The following is a 22,099-nucleotide window of genomic DNA, read 5'->3' on the forward strand; positions in this document are numbered from 1 at the left end:
TATGAAGAGATATGCTTTGATGTTTATTGTCCTCGTGGCGGGGGTGCTTGCTCTCTCCTCCTGCTCTACTATTGGCCCTAAGCAGGTCGCTGCTCGTAAGGTGACCAAAGGGATGACTCAGAGACAGGTGTGTGCCCTCCTCGGAGAGCCGAGTGGCAAGGATGTAGCAGGCAACCGAGAGATCTGGTCATACTACTTCAGTGGCATCAGTAGCTCCCTAACCGCCGAAGCTACTTTCCTAAAGGATACCCTAGTGCGCTACCGCTTCATCGAAGGAGAGGGACCTAGATATTATCTCGATAAACGCTCGCCCCAGCCCCCTGCAGTCCAGCAGAGCCCCACTCCAATTCCAGTTCCTATTCCCCAGCAATCAGTGCGGGAGCGGAGATACAACGAGGAGGAGCGAGCCTTCAATGACTTCCTTCGTCAGATGTCTGGTATGCCCTTCCCCGAGGAGCAACTTACTCTACTGAGGCAGACTTCGCAGCGCTGTACCTACTCTGTGAAGCAAGCGATACAGATATTGGGTATCTTCGACTTCGAGGACGAACAGCTCAATGCCCTACGGATTATTGCTCCGAGACTAAGGAGTGGCTATAGTATTGGTCGCCTACTTGAGTTCTTTGACGAGGGGCCTGATCGTGATGAAGCGAGCCGGATCCTAGAGCAAGGCTCTAGGATGTCTCCTCAGAGGTAGCGACGGCACTATACCTACGATACAGTAGAGCCCCCACTGACCGAGGTCAGTGGGGGCTCTACTGTATCGTAGGGCGGGATACTCTAGCGGATGGCGAAGGTCTTCCGGTGAATGGGGGTGAGGCCAAGCCTACGGATAGCCTCCTTGTGCGCTGGGGTTGGGTAACCCTTGTGCACCTCTAGTCCATAGCCGGGATATTCGGTAGCTAGGCGAAGCATTAGGGCATCTCGGTGGGTCTTGGCTAGTACCGAGGCAGCGGCGATACTGGTGTACTTGCCATCACCTCCTACGATACACTCGTGGGGAATATCCGAGTAAGGGGTGAAGCGATTACCATCAATGAGTAGGAGCTGGGGACGAAGGATAAGGTCGTCGATAGCTCGGTGCATCGCTAGGAAGGAAGCCCGCAGGACGTTGATCTGGTCGATCTCCTCAGGGGATACACTTCCTACTCCCCATGCTAGAGCCTCCTGCTCGATAATGGGGCGTAGGAGCTCTCGCTGCCGCTCTGTCAGCTGCTTGGAGTCGTTGAGTAGGGGATGAGAGAAGCCCTCGGGGAGGATCACTGCAGCAGCCACCACGGGCCCAGCCAGACAGCCACGACCAGCTTCGTCACAGCCACACTCGATGAGTCCTTCGTGGCCGAAGGTAGGGATTAGGGGCGTGTGTACCTTTGCTTGCCTAGCCATACACCTAGAGGAGCATCGGGATGACCCGATGGAGTGCTTCGAAGAAGTAATCTACTTCCTCCCGAGTGTTATACAGCCCAAACGAAGCACGTGCCACAGCCTCGTACCCGTAGCTGTGCAGGAGGGGCTCGGCGCAGTGATGCCCCGTGCGAATAGCTACCCCCATGTGATCAAGGAGCGTACCTAGATCGAAGGGGTGTATCTTCCCGATCCCAAAGGAGAGTATCCCCCCCTTGTGGGGAGCAGTGCCTAGAATGTAGCTCTCTGGGAACTCACTCAGTAGTCGCTCTGTCGCATAGGCTAGGAGCTCCTCCTCGTGATGTGCGATGGTCTCTATCCCTAGCCGTTCGACGAAGTCTAGGGCAACGGCGAAGGCGGTAGACCCGACATAGTCAGGTGTGCCTGCCTCGAACTTGAAGGGGAGTACATTGTATGTCGTCTTCTCGAAGCTTACTTTTTCGATCATCTCTCCCCCTCCCATGTATGGGGGCATCAGCTCCAGTACCTCGGGACGACCCCAGAGGGCTCCGATACCCACTGGCCCGTAGATCTTGTGCGCACTGAATGCGTAGAAGTCCGCCCCTATCTCCTCTACATTCACCCGAGTATGTGCCACTGCCTGGGCCCCATCGATGAGGACAAGTGCGCCCACCTCGTGGGCTAGACGCGTGACCTCCTCTACGGGATTGACCGTGCCGAGGACATTGCTGACGTGGGCGACAGAGACGAGGCGTGTGCGTGGGGAGAGTAGGCTTCGGTAGGCGGACATATCGAGCTGCCCATCGGGAGTCAGCGGTATGACCTTGAGCTTGGCTCCACGGCGAGCTGCGAGGAGTTGCCAAGGGACGATATTGGAGTGATGCTCCATCGTGCTGATGAGGATCTCATCACCTTCGCTCAGGAAGAAGGCTTCACCTGCGGAGTAGGCTACGAGGTTGATGGCCTCGGTCGTGCCTCGTGTGAAGATGAGGCCTTCAGGTGAAGGTGCTCCGATGAAGCGAGCGACACGCCGACGAGCCTCCTCGTGGCGCTCTGTAGCTAGCTGACTCAGATAGTGTACCCCTCGATGCACATTGGCGTTGGCCGAGAAGTAGGCTTTGTTGATGGCCTCTACTACACAGCGGGGCTTCTGGGTCGTGGCGGCATTGTCGAGGTAGACGAGAGGCTTGCCATGCACCTCTTGACTCAGTATGGGGAATTCTTTTCTTATCTCTTCTATGTGGTACATAGGCTGATTTGTCCTAGTCTGTTATACAATTAAAAGCACGACAAAAGTACGTAAAACGAGATTTCTCCTCCTCCAGCCCCTGCTTGGGGGAGCTGAAGGAGGGTACCATAAGTGTATGGGAGGGATGGAGTGTCGGTCTTAGTATAAGGAGTGGTATGCCCTAGGGGCAGGGGGTAGAGGATGTACCTCTACGCAATAGGGAGCGGAGAGTATACCCCGCTCTCTCTAGCCACCTAGGCTAGAGGGCCTTCGTCGGGAGTAGGAGCATAGTCGCTATAGCGAGGCTTGGGGGTATCCCCCCCGGCCCCTTGACCCTGTGGAGGGGGAGATGCGGATGGATCTTTCGACGATGGGGTAGTAGGGACGTCCTCTCTTAGCCGCACCTGCTGACAGACGATCTCGGTGATGTGGATGAGGTTACCAGCTCGATCGCTCTCTGTCGCATACTCGATCCGCCCTGCGACGGAGATGGTATCCCCCTCATGCACGTGAGTCTCTACGTACTTCCCAGCCTCGCCACGCAGCACTATTCGGTGCCAGTACCTCTGCTCATAGGTCTTGTCGGTGAGACGCTGTGAGAGTAGCTCTCGGGTCATGAGCCTCAGACGCACCTCGGGATAGTCGGGGGCTAGGTAGCGGACGATGGGCTCGTCTGTGACGATACCTGTTAGGATGACCTGATTGGTGGGGATGGTGGGGGTGCTCACCAGGTGGAGGATTAGCGTCCTAAGACCTTGTTCTTAGCGATGACTGCAACGTACTCCTTGAGGTAGTTGGGCGTCCAGTAGGCTGTATCCACAAAGTCCTTAGCCTCATAGTGGGCAGTGGCGAGGGGGATCATTACGGCGGCTTCGGGTGCAAAGCCTTCGTCCCAGACTTCGTAGTCCATCTCGGGCCATAGACCTTGCGCCTTGCTGGCACCATTGCCCACGAGGATGTATTTCCCTCGCTGTAGAGGGCAGGCTTGCTCATCTAGTATCAGGGGGGCATCCTCGGAGAGTCGCTGCCCCTGAGCCGTGAACTGTGCCGTATAGACCTCCATACGCCGTGCATCGAGCATAGGGATAATCGTCACTGGGCTATCCTCGGGGAGCTGGACGATAGCTCCCTGAGCGAGGAGCTCGAGCGTATCGATAGCGATGAGAGGGAGCTGTAACCCGAGGCAAAGCCCCTTGGCTAGGGAAGTAGCTATACGTAGCCCCGTATAGCTCCCGGGGCCAGCACTTACGGCGATCGCTCGGAGTGTGTGCCCATGAGTCTGTGCCTCCCGAAGAACCTCCTCGACCATCGGAGCGAGTACGGCAGCATGTCCACCTTCGGGAGTCTCAAGTGCACGCTGGGCAAAGACCTCCCGCCCCCAGCCTATAGCGACGCTACAGCGAGCCGTGGAGGTCTCTAGGCAAAGTATCATATCCATATCTGTGTCTGTGGTGTGGTCTGTGACGTCAGTCTAGGATGAGCCCTACGGGACAGTGGTCAGAGCCGTAGATCTCCGTGTGTATGCTGGCAGAGCGAAGACGAGGTGCAAGCCGCTCCGAGGCTACGAAGTAGTCGATACGCCAGCCTGAGTTACGCTCTCGAGCCTTGAAGCGGTACGACCACCAGGAATAGATGTCCGTCTGATCGGGGTGGAAGAAACGAAAGGTGTCTATGAAGCCTGCCCCGAGGAGCTCCGTGAACTTACCACGCTCCTCGTCGGTGAAGCCGGCATGGCGCCTATTGCTCTTGGGGTTCTTCAGGTCAATCTCCTTGTATGCTACGTTGAGGTCTCCACAGATGATCACGGGCTTCACCTGGTCAAGCCCTACGAGATAGGCACGGAAGGCGTCCTCCCACGTCATGCGGTAGTCGAGGCGCCGGAGGTCGTCCTGTGAGTTCGGTACGTACACCGTGACGAGGTAGTAGTCCTCGTACTCTAGTGTGATGACCCTCCCCTCAGTGTCGTGGTGGTCAATGCCTATGCCATAGGAGACGCTCTGAGGCTGGTGTCGTGTATAGATAGCGGTGCCTGAGTAGCCTTTCTTCTCAGCGTAGTTCCAGTAGCTCATATAGCCAGGTAGATCAGCCTCTAGCTGTCCAGCCTGCATCTTCGTCTCCTGCAGGCAGACGAAGTCAGCGTCTAAGTCCTTGATGATCTCTGGGAAGCCCTTGGCATAGATAGCACGTAGGCCATTTACATTCCACGAAATAAACTTCATTGATTGTCTTTAGTCGTTAGACCTCAGGCGGAGATACTTGATCTCCCCCCGAGGCTATTATACTATTCTTTGTAGGGGGTAGGGTCTATGATCCCTGCCGCCTGCATAGCCTCTCTACGCTCGATGCAGGTGCCACAGGTGCCACACTGTAGGCTATCCCCCTCGTAGCAACTCCAGGTCTCGGCATAGTCGATACCGAGAGACTTGCCATGGGCAGCTATCTCAGCCTTCGTTAGGTCGGTATAGGGAGCTGCGATAGCGACATGGTTCCCTGTGCCCTCATAGATCGCCTCGTGCATAGGACGGATAAAGGAGCTACGACAGTCTGGGTAGATAGCATGGTCACCGAAGTGGTTGGCTATATATACCCGCCTCAGTCCTCTCGACTCCGCTAGTCCAGCAGCGATAGAGAGCATGATGCCGTTGCGGAAGGGGACGACTGTAGAGGCCATGTTCTCCTCGTCGTATCGCCCCTTAGGGATAGCACCTCCACTGACGAGGAGTGCACTATGGAAATACTGACCGATGAAGCTGAGGGGGATCACGAGGTGCTCGATGCCGAGACGCTCGCAGTGTAGGCGGGCAAAGGGGAGCTCTCGGGCATTGTGCTTCGAGCCGTAGTCGAAGGATACTGCTAGTGCAATATCCCTCTGGTATTCGTAGAGGAGGGTCACGCTGTCCATCCCGCCTGAGAGGACGATGAGCCCGTGTCTGTCATTCATTCTAGGTGTGATGCTATCTTTTAGACGAAGAAGCTAAGGAGGATCTGTGCAGAGATGATACGAACGAACATCGCTACCGGATAGACGATCGCATATGCGACGGAGCTAGAGCGGGACTCATTGATACTCATCGCATACTCTAGCGCCATGGAGTTGGCCATCGCTCCACAGAGCACCCCTACGGTCTCTGCGTGTGTCTTGCGATAACCGAAGAGGGATAGAAGGCCTACAAGGATCGTCGGTAGTACGGTGATGAGGAAGCCAAGGCCGATCCATAGGACACCATCACCGTGTATGATCGTCTCGAAGAAATGCTCTCCACTCGCTAGTCCCAGCCCCGCTAGGTAGATGATGATGCCGAATTGCTTGAGGAGCTGCGTAGCACTATTGCTCATGTAGGTAGCTAAGCGAAAGCGTGCCCCAAAGGCTCCCATGAGGATCCCCATAATGATCGGCCCCCCAGCCAGACCTAACTTGATGGGCATACTTAGTCCCGGGATAGCGATCGGTATGGAGCCTATGATGCATCCGAGCGTTAGCCCAGCGAAGAAGCTCACGAGCTTCGGCTTGTCTAGGGTGTTGATGGAGTCCCCGAGGTAGGAGGCTACCTTAGTTAGCTGCTGCAGTTCACCCACGACGGTGAGGCGGTCACCTAGCTGTAGACGTAGGTCGGGTGTAGCTAGGATCTCGATACCTGCTCGGTCGATACGGGTGATGTTGATCCCATATTCATTGCGTAGACGTAGCGCTCCGAGCTTGACTCCATTGACCTTGGAGTTGGTGATGATGATACGCTTGGAGACGAGTTGGGCATCGATGGCATCCCAGTCGATGTCGGGCTTATTCCAATCTCGAGACTCTGCACGATGACCGAAGAAGGCCTCGAGGATACGAAGGTCATCCTTGTGGATCAGGACCAATAGATGGTCTCCCTGCTGCAGGATGGTCTGCGAGGAGGGGATGATGAGGTTCGATCCTCGCCAGATACGGGAGATGATGAACTTCTTCTCTATGAGGCCGACAGCCTCTAGGACACTTCGGCCAAAGAGGGCGGGATTGGTCAGCTCAAGCTCGGTGATGTAGGTGGTCTTCGTCTCTGCCTGTGGGGTGTCTTTCCCTTTATTAGGGTCTATATAGTGCAGGAATACGATCGCGAGGATGACGCCTACGACCCCGAGGGGATAGGTCAGAGCACAGGCGAGTGCTAGGTCTGCTACCTGCCGAGCTCCCCCTGAGCCTAGGATGTCCTGTAGGGTACTCTGCACGGCCGCTAGCATAGGGGTATTAGTGACCGCTCCCGACATGATCCCCAGCATATTAGGCATGGAGACGTCGCAGACGAAGTGGAGAATGACGATGAGTATCAGCGCTAGCGTGATGAGCAGGAGACCAAGACCATTGTAGAGAATACCCTGCTTCTTCAGCGAAGGGAAGAATGAAGGTCCCACCTCTACCCCTAGCGCATAGACGAAGAGGGTCAAGCCTAGCGTCTGGGCAAAGCTATTCATAGACTCGTTCACCCTCACCCCGAAGTGTGCCCCGAGGATCCCCACAAAGAAGACGAAGGTAATCCCCAGAGAGAGCTTCCCGACACGTAGCTTGCCTAGTACTAAGCCAATAGCCGAGACCAGCGTGAGCATTACGAGGGTCTGGAGGACGGAGGGGGTGACGAAGACATCACGTAGCCAAGTATTGATTGTATCCATTCTGTCTACTATCTGCACGAGCTAGACCTGCGAGTAAGGTCTTAGCTTCAGCAAAATTACCACTTTTTGGCTAAGGCTGGTTATCTAGCTCCCCTCGCTAGGGTGCTACTGCCTATCTGTGCTGTTGTGCTCGGAGTCGTGAGCTAGTAGTAGACGGGTCTCGTCCCTATAGCTCCGGGTAGTAGCCCCTAGGCTTGGGGGCTATTCGGAGAGGATCATCTTCACTAGGACGATCTTCGTGGAGGTGCAGCGGAGCATCTCGAAGCGGATACCATCGATCTCAAGCACCTCGCCCTGAGATGGGATACTCGGGTGATGATGGAGGATGAAGCCTGCGATCGTCATGAAGTCCTCGTCCTCGGGGAGGAAGAGACCGAACTGTTCGTTGATATCGTCGATCTCCATACGTCCGCTGAAGATATAGGTATGGTCGTCGATACGCTTCGCGATGCGCTTCTTGTGGTCGTGCTCATCCTCTATATCTCCGAAGATCTCCTCTACGACGTCCTCTAGGGTCACCATACCAGCCGTCCCCCCGAGCTCATCGATGACGATAGCGATGCTCTTCTTGCGCTGCATGAGGAGCTTCATCAGCGTGCTGGCCTGCATACTCTCTGGGACGAAGATACTGGGGACGATACGCTCCCGCCAGTCACCACTGCGAAACATCTCGCTGGAGTGTATGTAGCCGATGACCTCGTCGATATGCTCCCGATAGACGATGATCTTAGAGAGGCCTGTACGGACGAAGAGCTCCTCGAGGTGCGTCTTCGTCACTCCATACTCTACACCTACGATCTCGTTGCGGGGGAGCATGCAGTCACGTACCTGAAGCCCAGAGAAGGTGATGGCATTCTGGATAATCTTGACCTCCGTCTCTATCCCAGAGGCCTGCCCATCATCAGAGCTGTGTGTGAGGTAGTACTCTAGGTCAAGTGCTGACAGAGCTGGGCGGATAGCGACGCTGCTGGTCTTCTGGCCCGCTAATAGGAGCACCGCTCGTGTAATCAACCCGATGATCAGTACGAAGGGATAGAGTAGGATATAAATCAGGAAGACCAGCCCAGAGAAGAAGCGCATGGTACGATTAGGGTTGGCCCGGAAGGTCACCTTCGGGAGAAACTCACCTACGAAGAGGATGAGTAGCGTACTGAGGATCGACTGGGCGAGCAGGAGCACCCCATCATTATCCCCGAGCAGGGATATGAGCCAGGGCTCCATGAGCTCAGCCATGAGGAGCCCATAGATGACGAGGGCAACATTATTCCCTAGGAGCATCGTCGTGATGAAGCGGTCAGGGCGACTATACAGGAGTCCTAGGATCTTGGCCGAGAGTCCCCCCTTGCTCCTATCGAGCTCTAGACGCAGCTTGTCTGAGGAGAGGAAGGCGATCTCCATCCCAGAGAAGAGTGCCGAGGCGATGAGGGTGAGTAAGATATATAGATAGAGCATGGCCTAGGGGGGCTACTTAGATGGAGCTTTTTGAAGGCTATCGGGTCGTGGGGTGACCGTCGTCGGTGAGGGGACCGGCTGAGTGGTTCCCTCCTCGTCGTACTCGATCATCCCCTTGTTATTGAGGATCTGATACCAGCTGAGGTCATCTGTGGCCTCGAAGCTGGAGCCACGTAGCTCCCTACCCTGAGTGAAGAAGTAGGTCGTATCGTGGGAGTACAGACGACGCTGGTCTCGCTGCCAGAAGAGGCGGTGAGTATTCAGTCGTTGCCCTTCGGGTCCCTGTACCTGGACGTGGCCTATTAGCTCCCATTCCTCGGTCGCTGTGCTACGTATGGCGGAGTCGGCCTTGATGAACACCTTGTTCCCGCTGACCGTATCGTAGGGGCGTAGGATGAGCCCTTGGGGAAAGACCCATTCGTTACGCTCTGGACGCTCATAGATCAGTAGGACAGGGGCGATCATACGATAGCGTATCATCCCCGAGTCAGAGATGAGCGTATTGAGCTTAATCATACGTGCCGTGTAGAGGGAGTCGATATTGACGTTGAGGCTCTTCGTCTCCACACGTTCCTTGGAGCAGGCTGCGACAGCTAGGATCGCCAGTAGGGCGAGGGCGGTCTGCAGTAGGGGGGCTAGAGGGGAACGAAAGAGACCCCCTACCGAGGGCTGATGATCCTCGGTAGGGAGTCCTGGTTGCTTCCCGTTCGCTCTCGGCGAAGGAAGGTCAAGCATAGACTATACTATGGAGATTAGGGGATGACGACAGACTCGCCACCGATGTTGAGCGTGCTACCCTTCTTCAGCTCTGGGTGCATGAAGATGTCCTGAGCAGAGGGGAGGAAGCGAGAGTAGGTGGCGATGAGGCGGTTGGCCTGTCCTGCTACCTTGGGGTCTACGCTCGCTGCTCGGCGGAGCTTGTTGATGACGAGGTAGTAGACACAGCGCTGCTTGATCTTGTCATCGGGGAAGTAGCTCGAGGCGGCATTAGCCGTCATCTGTGCCAGCACGATGAGTGCCTGACCCGAGTTGGGGTTCTCTGCCAGTACCTTGTTAGCATAGTTACGAGCCTGTGCCATGTTGTTCTGCTTCATCGATAGCTGGATCAGCACCTCGTAGCACTTTATACGATCGCTAGAGGACTTGGATAGCTCGATAGCCTTGTTGAGGTACTCGGAGGCTTCGGAGAACTTGCTCCCTTCGATCGCTGCTCCAGCTAGCTGCATAGCTGCAGTTGCAGAGGGCTCGATGTCGAAGAGATACTTGCTGGCGTGCTGGGACTCGGCACTATGACAGCCTGCACGGCTGAAGAGGGAGACGGCTGTCGTGAGATAGGTCTTATCCTTCTTGTGCGCATCGATCTTAGCTGTCGTGTAGATCTTTGTCAGCATCTCACAGCCAGCCAGACCACTCTGAGCGAATTCAGCGTCCATACCATTCTTGAAGGTATCGACAGCCTTGCGTGCCTCGGGGTTGTTAGCAGTCGCTTCTACCGAGGTCTCGACGTACTCAGCTGCGTCTAGGTAGTCCTTGATGTACTGCTCTGCCTTGGTCTTGTCACGTAGAGCTACGGCACGAGAGGAGTAGGCGAAGTAGTAGAGGAGCTCAGCGGGTGTCTGGCCCTTGTAGCGAGCTACGACGGGCTTGAGCCAAGTGTAGACCTCGGCATAGTCCGCCTTGTCACCCATAGCGGTCAGATACTCCTTAGTCTTGGTGAGCATGATCTGATCAGCACCCATCTTGGGATCGTCGCCGAAGTAGGTGGCACGGTCATCGTAGAGCTTCATCAGGTCTGAGAGAGCCTTCTTCTTGCCAGCAGCATCCTTAGCCTGCTTGAGCTTCCATTGTAGGATCTTCGCCCCGATGATGTATATGTTCTTAGAGGACGCCGGGCACTCGTCATAAGCCCTCTTCCAGTGTTCGTAGGCATCTTGGTAGTTACCTGTCTTCCCGAGACTGGTGAATAAGCTGATGCTTTGGCGGCAACGGATACTGTCCTGTCCTGAGCCAAAGGGGGTCCCCGAAGCCTTGCCCGTCTGGGCATAAGCAGCTGTGGAGAGGAGGCCCAGAGCTGCTACCAGGATCATTCTGTTCAGTTTCATTGTGTCTAGTTTTCTATTTGATTACATCGATATAGATCGATACTGCTTTGGATTGTCCTTTACACTGTACGTTTAGTTGATACGTGCCTTGCGGAACCAGCCTTCGTTGAAGGTGATACCCACAGTGAAGCCTATAGCATGCTCACTGACCATCCCTGAGACACGGGGCTTCAGGTAGCTATAGTCGAGGGTGAGGCTCACCAGAGAGCGACGATCGATGAGGGGCATACCGATACCGAAGGATGCACCATACTGATTGTAGCTCGCGAGCCCTCCGTTGGGGGCAGGAACCTTCACGTAGGAGTTAGAGCCATTCACCCCGAAGCGGTAGTAAGAGCGACTGAAGACACTCCGCCCGCGATAGTTAGGGATCCAAGATCCTCCTAGGGCGATGCGGTAGCGGTCGGCAAACTGTGCTCCAGCTCCCGCCTCTCCTGCTCGGCTCCACTTCATATAGGAGACATCTGCTCCTAGGGTGAAGACATCCTGATAGCGGTAGGTGAGCCCTGCAGAGAGACTCATAGGACTCAGGTGCTGGGCGCTAGAGGTCAGCGTATCGGCCTTGATGAGCGTACTGCGCTGTGTCTTGGTATCGTACTGATACTGTAGGGAGACTGCCTCCGAGCGAAGCTTCATCTCTGGGGCAAAGGTCGCCCCGAGGACGAGGCTACGTCCACGCTGCGCATCCAAGGTCAGCTCATACTGAGCCCCGATGTCGAACTTGAAGCCCTTTAGGTGTAGCTGGGACTGGTCGATCGGGTTGATCGCATTGTTCCCCGAGCTGTAGACCACCTGATGCTGCTGTGTCGTATAGCCGAAGAGGTACGAGGCATTCACCCCGAGGGAGAAATGCCCGATACGCCCCCCGATACCGAGGTAGAGGTCGTTGAAGCTCCCGCTACCGGAGTAGGCTCGCTGATAGAGGTTCTGCTTCTCATCACCCTGGAGTGGCTCCGTATTGCCGAAGCGGTAGCCGACGGTAGAGTAGGGGGTGATCCCCCCACTAATAGCTAGGTGCCGACTCACGGGGAAGAGGATCGTGAAGTAGTCGATATTCCCGAGTACTCGGCTATCTCTCTTGCTTCCCTCAGCGAGGTAGGAGCCACGTAGGGATACTGCCAGATCCATGATGAAGGTCAGGGAGTCTACGGCTGTGTAGGAGGCGGGGTTGGCAGGGTTCGTGATATTGGGGTCTCGTAGCCCAGCACCTAGTCCTCCCATAGCACGAGCGCCTGCGGTCTGGCGTTCGCCGAGTCGCCCATAGCCGTAGCGACTGTAGGGGGAGCGCTCGCTATTGCCCTGCCCATACAGCGGGGATGCACTGAGTGCTCCGATGAGCCCAGCCCAGACGAGCTGGTGGATGATCTTCTTCCTTGTTATCATTTGTCTCTATTGTACTCCAGTATCTTATTTAGTCCATAGAGGACTAGGTTGGGCTCCACACAGACCTCTTCGCTGAGGAGCTCTTGTATCATCGGGGCATCGCCTCCTGTGAGGAAGACTATAGCCTCGGGGTTGGTCTGACGGAGAGCCTTGATGTAGCCCTCGACCTCGTAGATGAGCCCCTGTAGGACCCCTCTGCTGATGGCCTCCTGCGTCGTGGCTCCGAAGCCTAGGGTCGTATCCTCCAGATCGGAGAGTAGGGGCAGGCGCGAGGTGAAGTGGTTCAGCGCCTTGAGGCGGGTATAGAGACCCGGGGAGATATTCCCCCCGAGGTACACTCCCTGCTGGGTAATGCGCTCAAAGGTGATCGCAGTGCCCGAGTCGATGACGAGTAGGTCGCTTCCCTTTGGTGCTAGGGAATATGCTCCGACGACGGCTGCTAGGCGGTCACTGCCTAGTCGCTTGCGGTCGTAGGCTACCTCTAGGGGGATCGCTGTCGTCTCGTCTACCTTGATCATTGAGTGCAGACGCTCTGAGAGGAGTCCCAGTAGGGGCTTGTCCACTCTCGCTACGGAGCTATAGACTGCAGCCTCTAGGTCCGGGTGGGCCGAGAGCACTTGTCCAGCTTCGCGCAGGGATAGATGTGGGTAGGTATAGTGTTGTACGAGCCTTCCTTGGGCTGCCACGGCCACCTTACACACGGTATTCCCTTGGTCAATGATTAAGTTCACTTAAGAATAGGTAGTGTCAATTAGACCACAAAGAAACGCTTTTTCCTTGGAATAAGCCTGCTCCAGGAGAGCTCAGACACGATGATCCATCTCGCAGTCGCACCCTGATGCTCCTATCCTAGGGGGTTAGTCGAGTAGGGTCTCTCCCTCCCCGAGCTCCTCCCTCAGGAGGGATAGAGCAGCCTCCTCTGCCTGGCGCATACGCTCCTCGTCCTCGTCCGTCTTGTCGTTGAGTCCGCACAAGTGGAGTACCCCATGGATGATCACCCGATGGAGCTCCTCGGCATAGTCTGTGCCGAGCTGCTCGGCATTACTCCTGACAGTATCTAGGCTGATGAGCATGTCCCCTGCGATACGATCGCCCTCACTCTCATCGAAGGTGATGATGTCCGTGTAGTAGTCGTGGTCTAGGAAGTCCTGATTGGTCTGCAAGATACGCTCATCCCCGCAAAACTGGTAGCAGAGCTCGCCTACCTTGCGCCCGTAGCCACGAGCGACCTCTTCGATCCAGCTACGGAGGAGCTTCTTGTGGAGCCTCGGCTCCTCGACATCGTCATCCGAATAAAAGGCTATCATTATCTATTCTATGGCTTAATATTCTTTCTTTAATAAAGGCTCTTCGTCCGCTAGGCGACCATGCCCCAGACGGAGTACCTCGAAGGGCTCCTCTGTACAATCAACGACCGTAGAGGGGGCGAGTGGTATATCCCCTGCGTCAAAGACCCCTGCGACCTGTGACCCGAAGCGTTCGTCGATGAGCTCTGGGTTCGTTGCATACTCCGGCTCCTCACTGTCCTCTATGGGGAGTGAGGCCGTGATCAGGGGGTTGCCTAGGTGCTCGCTCAGGAGCTGCCCGATGGGGTGCTGTGCCAGACGTACGCCTACCTCTCGGCGATGCTTGAAGACCTTGGGTAGAGCCCCAGAGGCAGGTAGGATGAAGGTATAGTTTACCTCATGATCCTTGATGAACTTAAAGGCTCGGTCATTCATCCTACAGTACTCAGAGACCTGGCTCAGCGAGGTACAGGCGATGGAGAGGGCTTTCTTCTTCACATCGATCCCCTTGAGCCTACAGATCTCCTCGATAGCCCTTGCATTCAGGGCATCACAGCAGTAGGCATAGCCCGAGGCCGTGGGGTAGATGAAGACCGCCCCATCACGTAGCTGATCGATGAGCTGACTGAGGAGCCGATAGTCGGGATTGTCGGCGTAGAGCTTGATGAGCATAGTCTCAGATATATCTATGGCGCACTAGGACAGGATATGTTACTTCTTTGCTTGGCGCACGACCTCGTAGATGAGGATCCCTGCGGCGACGGAGACGTTCAGCGAACCTATAGCTCCCACCTGGGGGATGCGTACGATATGGTCTACCATACGCAGTACGTCTGTCGATACCCCATGATCCTCGGCTCCGAGCACGAGACCCAGGGGAAGGCGTAGATCCGTCTCCGTGTAGAGGTCACTCGCCTTCTCTGAGGCTGCGACCACCTGGAGTCCGCTCTGCTGCAGTAGAGCTACTGCGGAAGCAATAGAGCTGACACGACATACGGGCAGCCGGTGCAGAGCACCAGCCGAGGTCTTGATGGCATCGGCTGTCACACTCACGCTCCCACGCTCGGGGATGATGAGGGCATCGACGCCGGCGCACTCTGCGGTACGTGCTATCGCCCCGAAGTTCCTCACGTCGGTCAAGCCGTCCAGCAGTACCACGAATGGGGATCGTCCCTGCTCGTAGATCATCGGGATGAGCTGCTCTAGTGACGTGTACTCGATCTCGCTGACGAAGGCGATGACCCCCTGATGCTGTCCCCGAGTCAGACGTGATAGACGCTCCTCGGGTACCATCTGTAGGGGGATGATACGCTCACGTGCCAGAGCCATGATGCGACTTACTTCGTCGCTTCTTAGCCCTCGCTTCAGTAGTATTTTGTCGATTTCACGCCCTGCTTCTAGTGCCTCGAGCAGAGGGTGCATACCGAAGATCAAGTTATTTCTTCCCATTAAGTACAGTCCTAGAGTTTCTAATCTCTATAAGACAAAGGTAACAAAAGATTAGCTCTCCCGCATTTCCCTCCCCCCGGAGGGGGTAGTGCCGATACTTCTTCTCATTGGGGATGCTCTGCCCTTTGGCTCTATGGGTGGCTTGTCCATGTCCGAGGAAGCCATAGGTGCATATATGGAGTGTCTAGGCTTTATCCCCGAGGGATGGACATACGGGAGAGCTCCACAGAGGACATACTTAGAGCGATGTTGTGTACACGTGTGTATACAGTTGTGTACACGCAGGTACACTATTGTGTACACACGTGTATACTTACCCCTCCTAGGTAGTAGGTATATGCTTGGTGTGTATACTCCTAGGATACAGATATTTCTGTCTTGAGTATATGCTGCTTGACCACATTGCACTCCCCCCTCTCCAGACTTCATGAGTCTACTCTATCCCGAGGAGCCGAACATCCACCAGTTTTAGGTGGGTAGAGGGAGCGTAAGGTGCGAATTATCCCACTTTGGCTCGCCCTCTATCGAACACTCCGAGAGTGGAGGGCTAGAGGACATGCCGAGAAGGAGAATATGGATATATAACGTTCGCCCCCATCACCTAGGCAAGGTGATGGGGACGAACATACTGTGTCCTCAGATGAGGTGATTATAGGCTCCATGGGGGGCACTTGAGAGGAGTGCCACACACCTTGGGCAATCGGGGCTCTTCGGAGGGCAATATCTCCGTAGCTATCTCCGGCTTGCTACCCCCTCACTCGTGTATCGTATAGGGAAAGGTGGGTTAGGTGTAACCTAGAGGCTAGAGCCCGAGGCGGTAAAGGTGTAGGCCTCGTATCTGGGTGCTCCCTCCTTCGCTGAAGAACTCCAGAGAGGTGTAGGGAGTGCGGGGGAAGATGAGGTTGGACATTGCGATCCGTCCCCCCTCAACAAAGAGCTCTGCTAGGCTACGATCAACGAATAGACGTAGACGGTAGGTCTTGCGTGCGCAGAGCCCAAGTGGAGCCCAGGTGGAGAGGGCGAAGTCGTTCTGGTAGTTCAGCCCATCACCCTTGCGCCAGTCCGCGCTCTCCCGCTCGTGCGGGGTAGCTTGCTCTCCGAAGGCGATCAGCCCACTCTGTGTCCGATCCATAACGACACGTCCCTTGGAGAGGTCAAGGAAGATAGGCAGACGATCCCCCTGCTTATTCGTAAGGATAATCCCGGCTTGAGTAACCCCAGCCTCAGGATTTAGCTCAAGCTCGAGCTCGAAGCTATCACTATAGGGGGCAAGGAGATCCTCATGGCGCACTCGTTCGGAGAGACGAGTCTCGGGGAGAGTGATGCTATCCTTACGGAGCTTGGTCACCTCTGTGGCTGGTCGTGCCCCGACATAGGAGCGTCCTCCAGCCTCGAAGAGGAAGAGTTCACGAGGTAGGCCGTTTACACCTCGGCTCTGCTTGTAGGGGGTGACATTGGCATACTGCCAGTTGCTTGCCCAAGGGATGCCGAGTACACGACCTGGGGTGCCGTGGAAGGTGACAAAGGCATAATGATCCTTGCCGAAGTCCAGCCAGCGAGCGACCTCGGGAGCGGTGTCAGGAGTAAAGGTCTTCCCATCAAAGTTCCCGACGAAGTACTCCGTAGCACTCCCTCCGAAGGCTCCCCCGGGGTTGATATTGACCAGCATGACCCACTTGTGCACCCCCGTGCCCTCCATAGGGAGCTCGAAGAAGTCAGGGCACTCGAACTGGCAAGGACGTGCTCCATATCCATCGCCGAAGGCACTGACATAATCCCACTGCCGTAGGTCAGTCGAGCGATAGAAGCGCATCTCCCTATCCGCAGAGACGATCATATACCAGCTCTTATTCGGAGCATACCAGAAGACCTTGGGATCACGGAAGTCGCTGATACCATCGTGGGGGCTGAGGATGGGATTACCCGTGTACTTGGTGAAGCTCATCCCCTGATCCGTGCTATAAGCTAGGCACTGTGCCTGCCACTGCTTGCCCTGACGCATCTTATGCGCCGTGTAGAAGGCAAGCAGAGCACCTTTCCCAAAGCCTGCCTGTCCCTCTCGGTCTATGATCGTACTGCCCGAGAAGATATGCCCCAGCGTATCACGTGCTAGGGCAGGCTCATGCGTCTGCCAGTGTAGGAGATCCTCCGAGGACGCATGTCCCCAGTACATATTGCCCCACTTGGCTCCGTAGGGATTGTACTGGTAGTAGAGATGGTAGCGACCATCTAGGTAGACAAGCCCATTAGGATCATTCATCCATCCGTAGGGTGGAGCATGGTGTAGGGCTGGTCGGTAGTAGTCCGCAGGAGCAGGGGTGAAGGTGTCACTTAGGCGGATTGAGTCCCAGGCAATAGCCTTAGCTCCTAGTCCGATGATCTCGACTTCGCTCTCTCGATCCATCGGTAGCGCAAGAGGGACAAAGTAATCAATGCTATCGACCGCAAGGCGTATGTCGAGCTCCGTATCCTCTGGACGATTGCCGATGAGGCGAACGAGTACCTCGGGCTGGCTCTCCTGTATGGGGAGTAGGAGGTATCGCTGTGGGGTATGTATCTGTACGAGGGCTGTCGTGTCACTCGTGTGCTGGATATGCATAGGCTGGGTGGTGTGGCTACAGCTCGCCATCAGCAGTAGGAGGGTGGTGAGGGCGAGGGTGAGTGAGAGTTGCTTGTAGGACATAGTAGAGACAGAGTGTATGAGACCTTATACAACACGGCTAATATCTGTGCGCCCCTCTAGGAAGCGCAGTACATTCTCCGTCATCTCCGCTGTCATCATCAGACGGCTGTCACGTGTCTGCGTCCCGACATGTGGAGTCATCACCACGTTGTCTAGCTCGGAGAGTGCAGGTAGGGGGAGGTCGTTATGCTCGAAGACATCTAGCCCAGCAGCTGCTATCTGTCCACTGCGAAGAGCCTCGACGAGGGCAGCTTCGTCGACGACTGCTCCACGAGCGGTGTTGATGAGGATAGCATGCCGAGGCATGAGTGCTAGCTCACGTGCCCCGATCAGGTGGTGTGTCGCAGGGCTATAGGGTGTATGTAGGGAGATCACATCACTCTCACGGAGTATATCCTCCAGGGGACGGTAGGTGAGCTCTTTGGCTTGCTCGACCTCGGGGGCGAGGCGGTGTCGCTTGTAGTAGAGGACTTGCATACCAAAGGCACGACAACGCTCTGCTACAGCCTCCCCGATATTACCATAGCCCACGATCCCGATTCGCTTGCCTTGTAGGAGCCAGCCTAGGCGGTCGATACGAGAGAGACTGACCTTCACCCCGGGCTCACGACGTACGAGTCGGTCTAGCTCGGAGACGCGACGAGCGCAGTCGAGCAGGAGTGCTAGTGCTAGCTCAGCTGTAGGGACGATGATGGAGTGGGGGGTATTGGTGACGGTGATGCCGTGTGTACGGGCATACTCGATGTCGATGTTGTTGTAGCCGACAGCGTAGTTGGCGATGAGTCGTAGACGCTTGCCGAGGGCTATAAGTTCAGCAGGGACAGGGATGTCGAAGACACTACAGAGCACATCAGCCTCGGGGATGAGCTCTCGTAGCTCCTCGGGGGTGAAGTCCCGACCATGAGGGGGACGGATGAGCGTATGAGCTTGGGATAGTCGTTCGAAGCCTTCCTCTAGGGTGTCGAAGGCAACAAGTATGGTAGCCATAGGAGTGTAGGGGTTATAAGTATGAACTATAGGGGCGAAGTTACAATAAATATAGAGCTCATCCCCCTCGTATGGCGGGATGAGCTCTAGTAGAAATGGGGATACCCCTATGGGTGGTAGAACGTCTACCCCTCGATCAATGAGGCTACAGCGGAGGTAGAGTCAGCATGCTACGCTCCTCTCTCACACTGGGGGCAAGCGGATCTATCGTATAGGTGGGTGGGGTGCTACCTCCCCAGTAGGCTCTGCGCCCCTCTGGATAGAGTAGATAGAGACGCCGGATGCGGAGGAAGGCCTTGATGCCCTCTTGCCATGAGGCACGTATGGCCTCTTCGCTCTGTCCCGCTAGAATCTGCTCTCGTAGCCTCTTTGTCCCAGCTAGTAGGTCGAAGGTACGAGGACGATCAATGAGCTTCAGTCCAAGACGCATCGCTCGCTGGTGGAGTTCGATGAGCGGGGCTAGGCTAAGGCGTCCGCTAGGGAGCGAAGTCTCGGAGAAGTCCATGCCGTAGCATGCCTTCCCACGATGCTTGGGGTTGGAGTCTTCCCCTGGCTTGACTTGTGGCGTGAAGACATAGCTCCCAAGTTGCTTATTAGGATGGCCTATCGCTTGGAAGGGCTTATCTGTACCTCGGCCTACACTTAGGATAGTGGCCTCGAAGAAGCAGAGCGAGGGGTAGAGGGCTATGGAACGATCGTTTGGGAGATTGGGACTAGGACGCACGGGGAGACTATAGGCATCACCATGCTGCCAGCCTAGCAGAGGGATGACCTTTAGCTGGCAGGCTTTTCCCGAGCGAAGCCACCGCTGTCCATTGATCATGAGTGCTAGTTCGCCGACAGTCATCCCATGTGCCACTGGTAGGGGATCGACTCCGATGAAGGAGCGACAGTCCGACTCTCGTATAGGCCCATCTACGAAGTCATAGGGATTGGGGCGGTCGCAGACGACGAAGGTCTTACCTGTCTCTTGGGCGGCCTCCATGAGGTAGTGCATGGAGGAGATATAGGTATAGAAGCGTACCCCCACATCCTGCAGATCAAAGATGAGGACATCTACATCGGAGAGCATCTCGGGTGTAGGGCGCTTGGTCTGTCCGTAGAGGCTGATCACGGGGAGCCCCGTACGTGGATCTGTACCACTAGATACATGCTTGCCTGCATCGACCTTGCCCCTTAGGCCATGCTCTGGGACGAAGATCTTCGAGATCTGGACACCACGGCTTAGGAGTGTATCGACTAGGTGGGTCTTTGTCTCACCGACGAGGGAGGATTGATTGACCATGAGAGCTACACGCTTCCCCTCTAGCAGGGGTAGGAGGAGCTCCATACGCTCTGCTCCCATGACGGGGCGAGTAGTACCCTCTGCCCACCCCTTCGTTATGAAGGCGAGGCAGAGAAGTAGGGTATAGCTTAGGCGGAGGAGGTACTTCATCCCTTATCTATCTTGACACGTATAGCATCTACATTCGTCCCCATAAAGATGGAGGCGAGCTCCTCGAACTTCTCGGGGCACTCTGTCGTGCGGTAGGATACTTGTCCCCCTCGGCTTAGACGCTGCTTCATCTCTGGATGACGGAGCAGGTAGTCTGCAAGTGAGGTAGCTACCAGCTCACCCTGTGCAATGAGCGAAACACTGGGCGGTAGGGCCTCCTTGATCTTGGAGCGGAGGAGTGGGTAGTGAGTACAAGCAAGTAGTACGGTATCGATCTCCGGATCCTTGGCCATCAGTTCTGCGATGTACTTACGGACAAAGTAGTCTGCTCCATCCCCTTGGCTCTCACCGTACTCCACGAGAGGTACCCACATGGGGCAGGCCTGCTCACTCACCCGCACCTCAGGGAAGAGCTTGCCTACCTCCGCCGTATAGGAGCCCGAGGAGACTGTACCTGGGGTCGCTACTACTCCCACATGTCCTGTCTGAGTGAAGCTCGAGATGGCCTCCACCGTAGGACGTATGATCCCGAGGATACGCCGTGTGGGATCTGAGGTATAGGGTAGATAGTGTTGCTGAAGCTCCCTAAGAGCCTTCGCTGAGGCTGTATTACAAGCCAAGATGACCAGTGGGCATCCCTCGGAGAAGAGATACTCGACAGCCTCATGTGTGAAGCCCCTGATTACGTCGAAGGAGCGGGTACCATAGGGGGAGCGTGCGTTGTCCCCGAGGTAGATATAGTCGTATTGTGGGAGTCTCTTTCGGATCTCCGAGAGTATTGTCAGGCCTCCATAGCCTGAGTCAAAGACCCCGATAGGTGCAGAAGTCATGATGAGGAGTGGAGTTGGGGTGATGCCTTGCCCTAGTGACTAGGCAGGGACAAAGCTATAGAAGATCATACCGAAGCCCCCAGCTAGGGCTAACAGTAGGAGTGGATTTGTCTTGAAGCGATAGGACGCAACGAAGGCAAGGGCAAAGAGCGCAACACTCGCTACAAACTGCACAAGAGCCTCCCGAGGTGCCCCGAAGTTCTCCGCATTCATCAGCACTAGTGCAGCGGCGGCAACGAGCCCTACGATGGTAGGCCTTAGCCCAGAGAAGATAGAGCGTACCACGGGACTATCCTTGTGACGGAGGAGGTATCGACTGATGACGATCATGAGGATGAAGGGTAGCCATAGGACGGAGAGTGTCGCTAGCAGTGAGCCTAGGATGGCAAGTAGTGGCGGATAGCCCTCGTTGATCACTGAGGTGTAGCCCACGTAGGTAGCGATGTTGATCCCTAGGGGCCCTGGGGTCATCTGGCTCACTGCGACCATATCCGTGAACTCACTAGAGCTGACCCAGCCCTGCTTGCGTACGACTTCGTCCTGAATGAGGGAGAGCATAGCATAGCCCCCACCGAAGTTCACAATACCTATCTTGGAGAAGACGAGAAAGAGCTTGAGGAAGATCATACACTATCCTTGCTACGAGAGATGCGACCATACAGCCAGCCACTGAGACCAGCTACGAGTATAACGTAGATAGGAGAGACATCTAGCAGATAGATGAGCCCTGCTGCTACGATGGGGATCCAGAGCGTATAGCGTGTGAGCCCCGCTGTACGTGCCATCGTGAAGACAGGGGCAGCTATTAGGGCAACGACCACAGGGCGTATACCTCTGAAGGCGTATTCGACGAGCTTATACTCCTTGAACTGACGAAATATGCCTGCTAGTAGAAGGATGATAAGGAACGAGGGTAGGATATTCCCCAATGCCGCCAGCACAGCTACACGCAGTCCCCCGAGCTTGTAGCCGATATGCCCCGCCATGTTCACAGCGAAGACTCCTGGGGTAGCCTGCGCGACGGCCATGATGTCGATGAACTCACCTTCGCTTAGCCACCCCTCCTTCTGCACGATCTCGTGCTGCATCATAGGGATCATAGCGTAGCCCCCTCCGATGGTACCTACCCCGATCCGGAAGAAGATCCCGAAGAGCCTTAGTTGCTCCCGTGCACCGATCTTTTTGCTGGAGGGATGCCCCTCCTCGTGTTTATTCGCCATAGATAATAATGATCCCGTACAGCCTGCCTCTC

General features: G+C 55.7%; 22 protein-coding genes. 1 reads left to right on the plus strand and 21 read right to left on the minus strand.

Annotated elements, in window-relative coordinates:
• Position 1 precedes the first annotated feature (1 nt).
• The gene (locus tag QZ170_RS02230) at positions 2-697 is read left to right on the plus strand and encodes a DUF4476 domain-containing protein (protein ID WP_297176442.1); all 696 of its coding nucleotides are present in this window, start codon (positions 2-4) and stop codon (positions 695-697) included.
• 83 nt (positions 698-780) lie between these two features.
• Here the strand turns inward: QZ170_RS02230 and QZ170_RS02235 are convergent, their stop codons facing one another.
• From QZ170_RS02235 to QZ170_RS02335, 21 genes are all read right to left on the minus strand, one after another.
• Positions 781-1,386, minus strand: a complete 606-nt coding sequence (locus tag QZ170_RS02235; protein ID WP_297176446.1) for a ribonuclease HII — start codon at positions 1,384-1,386, stop codon at positions 781-783.
• Positions 1,387-1,390: 4 nt separating this feature from the next.
• A complete protein-coding gene (locus QZ170_RS02240; RefSeq protein ID WP_297176448.1) occupies positions 1,391-2,614 on the minus strand; it encodes a cysteine desulfurase in 1,224 nt (407 codons plus the stop codon).
• A gap of 233 nt (positions 2,615-2,847) precedes the next feature.
• Positions 2,848-3,321, minus strand: coding sequence for a single-stranded DNA-binding protein (locus QZ170_RS02245; RefSeq protein ID WP_297176450.1), 474 nt, complete (start codon positions 3,319-3,321; stop codon positions 2,848-2,850).
• Positions 3,322-3,332: 11 nt separating this feature from the next.
• Complete coding sequence (tsaB, locus tag QZ170_RS02250) at positions 3,333-4,031, minus strand: tRNA (adenosine(37)-N6)-threonylcarbamoyltransferase complex dimerization subunit type 1 TsaB (protein ID WP_297176452.1); 699 nt, start codon at positions 4,029-4,031, stop codon at positions 3,333-3,335.
• Positions 4,032-4,059: 28 nt separating this feature from the next.
• Positions 4,060-4,812, minus strand: a complete 753-nt coding sequence (locus QZ170_RS02255) for an exodeoxyribonuclease III (protein ID WP_297176454.1) — start codon at positions 4,810-4,812, stop codon at positions 4,060-4,062.
• Positions 4,813-4,874: 62 nt separating this feature from the next.
• The gene (gene queC / locus QZ170_RS02260) at positions 4,875-5,534 is read right to left on the minus strand and encodes a 7-cyano-7-deazaguanine synthase QueC (protein WP_297176457.1); all 660 of its coding nucleotides are present in this window, start codon (positions 5,532-5,534) and stop codon (positions 4,875-4,877) included.
• Positions 5,535-5,554: 20 nt separating this feature from the next.
• Complete coding sequence (locus QZ170_RS02265) at positions 5,555-7,240, minus strand: putative transporter (protein WP_297176459.1); 1,686 nt, start codon at positions 7,238-7,240, stop codon at positions 5,555-5,557.
• A gap of 201 nt (positions 7,241-7,441) precedes the next feature.
• Positions 7,442-8,692: a hemolysin family protein gene (locus QZ170_RS02270; RefSeq protein WP_297176461.1), complete on the minus strand. Its 1,251-nt coding sequence runs from the start codon at positions 8,690-8,692 to the stop codon at positions 7,442-7,444.
• Between the two features lie 12 nt (positions 8,693-8,704).
• Entirely contained in the window at positions 8,705-9,427 is a 723-nt protein-coding gene (lptC, locus tag QZ170_RS02275; RefSeq protein WP_297176462.1) for an LPS export ABC transporter periplasmic protein LptC, read from the minus strand.
• Between the two features lie 17 nt (positions 9,428-9,444).
• A complete protein-coding gene (locus QZ170_RS02280) occupies positions 9,445-10,794 on the minus strand; it encodes a hypothetical protein (protein ID WP_297176464.1) in 1,350 nt (449 codons plus the stop codon).
• Between the two features lie 72 nt (positions 10,795-10,866).
• Positions 10,867-12,177 carry a hypothetical protein gene (locus QZ170_RS02285; RefSeq protein WP_297176465.1) on the minus strand — a complete coding sequence of 437 codons (1,311 nt, stop codon included), beginning with the start codon at positions 12,175-12,177 and terminating at the stop codon, positions 10,867-10,869.
• Positions 12,174-12,908 carry a type III pantothenate kinase gene (locus QZ170_RS02290; protein WP_297176468.1) on the minus strand — a complete coding sequence of 245 codons (735 nt, stop codon included), beginning with the start codon at positions 12,906-12,908 and terminating at the stop codon, positions 12,174-12,176. Before QZ170_RS02290 ends, QZ170_RS02285 begins: the two co-directional genes overlap by 4 nt.
• A 126-nt stretch (positions 12,909-13,034) precedes the next feature.
• Positions 13,035-13,484, minus strand: a complete 450-nt coding sequence (ybeY, locus tag QZ170_RS02295; RefSeq protein ID WP_297176472.1) for an rRNA maturation RNase YbeY — start codon at positions 13,482-13,484, stop codon at positions 13,035-13,037.
• Positions 13,485-13,499: 15 nt separating this feature from the next.
• Positions 13,500-14,135 (minus strand): L-threonylcarbamoyladenylate synthase, encoded by a 636-nt coding sequence (locus tag QZ170_RS02300; RefSeq protein WP_297176474.1) that lies wholly within the window; start codon positions 14,133-14,135, stop codon positions 13,500-13,502.
• A gap of 39 nt (positions 14,136-14,174) precedes the next feature.
• Positions 14,175-14,912 carry a 23S rRNA (guanosine(2251)-2'-O)-methyltransferase RlmB gene (rlmB, locus tag QZ170_RS02305; protein WP_297176477.1) on the minus strand — a complete coding sequence of 246 codons (738 nt, stop codon included), beginning with the start codon at positions 14,910-14,912 and terminating at the stop codon, positions 14,175-14,177.
• A gap of 802 nt (positions 14,913-15,714) precedes the next feature.
• Complete coding sequence (locus tag QZ170_RS02310; protein WP_297176481.1) at positions 15,715-17,595, minus strand: GH32 C-terminal domain-containing protein; 1,881 nt, start codon at positions 17,593-17,595, stop codon at positions 15,715-15,717.
• A gap of 24 nt (positions 17,596-17,619) precedes the next feature.
• Positions 17,620-18,582 carry an NAD(P)-dependent oxidoreductase gene (locus QZ170_RS02315; protein WP_297176484.1) on the minus strand — a complete coding sequence of 321 codons (963 nt, stop codon included), beginning with the start codon at positions 18,580-18,582 and terminating at the stop codon, positions 17,620-17,622.
• A 145-nt stretch (positions 18,583-18,727) separates the two neighbouring features.
• Positions 18,728-20,017, minus strand: coding sequence for a DUF1343 domain-containing protein (locus QZ170_RS02320; RefSeq protein ID WP_297176488.1), 1,290 nt, complete (start codon positions 20,015-20,017; stop codon positions 18,728-18,730).
• Complete coding sequence (gene murI / locus QZ170_RS02325) at positions 20,014-20,847, minus strand: glutamate racemase (protein ID WP_297176490.1); 834 nt, start codon at positions 20,845-20,847, stop codon at positions 20,014-20,016. Before murI ends, QZ170_RS02320 begins: the two co-directional genes overlap by 4 nt.
• A gap of 39 nt (positions 20,848-20,886) precedes the next feature.
• Positions 20,887-21,474, minus strand: a complete 588-nt coding sequence (locus QZ170_RS02330; protein WP_297176493.1) for a chromate transporter — start codon at positions 21,472-21,474, stop codon at positions 20,887-20,889.
• Positions 21,471-22,067 carry a chromate transporter gene (locus QZ170_RS02335; RefSeq protein ID WP_297176496.1) on the minus strand — a complete coding sequence of 199 codons (597 nt, stop codon included), beginning with the start codon at positions 22,065-22,067 and terminating at the stop codon, positions 21,471-21,473. The genes QZ170_RS02330 and QZ170_RS02335 overlap by 4 nt, the downstream gene beginning before the upstream one ends.
• Positions 22,068-22,099 lie beyond the last annotated feature (32 nt).

This window comes from uncultured Porphyromonas sp., assembly GCF_905372525.1.
GTDB lineage: Bacteria > Bacteroidota > Bacteroidia > Bacteroidales > Porphyromonadaceae > Porphyromonas.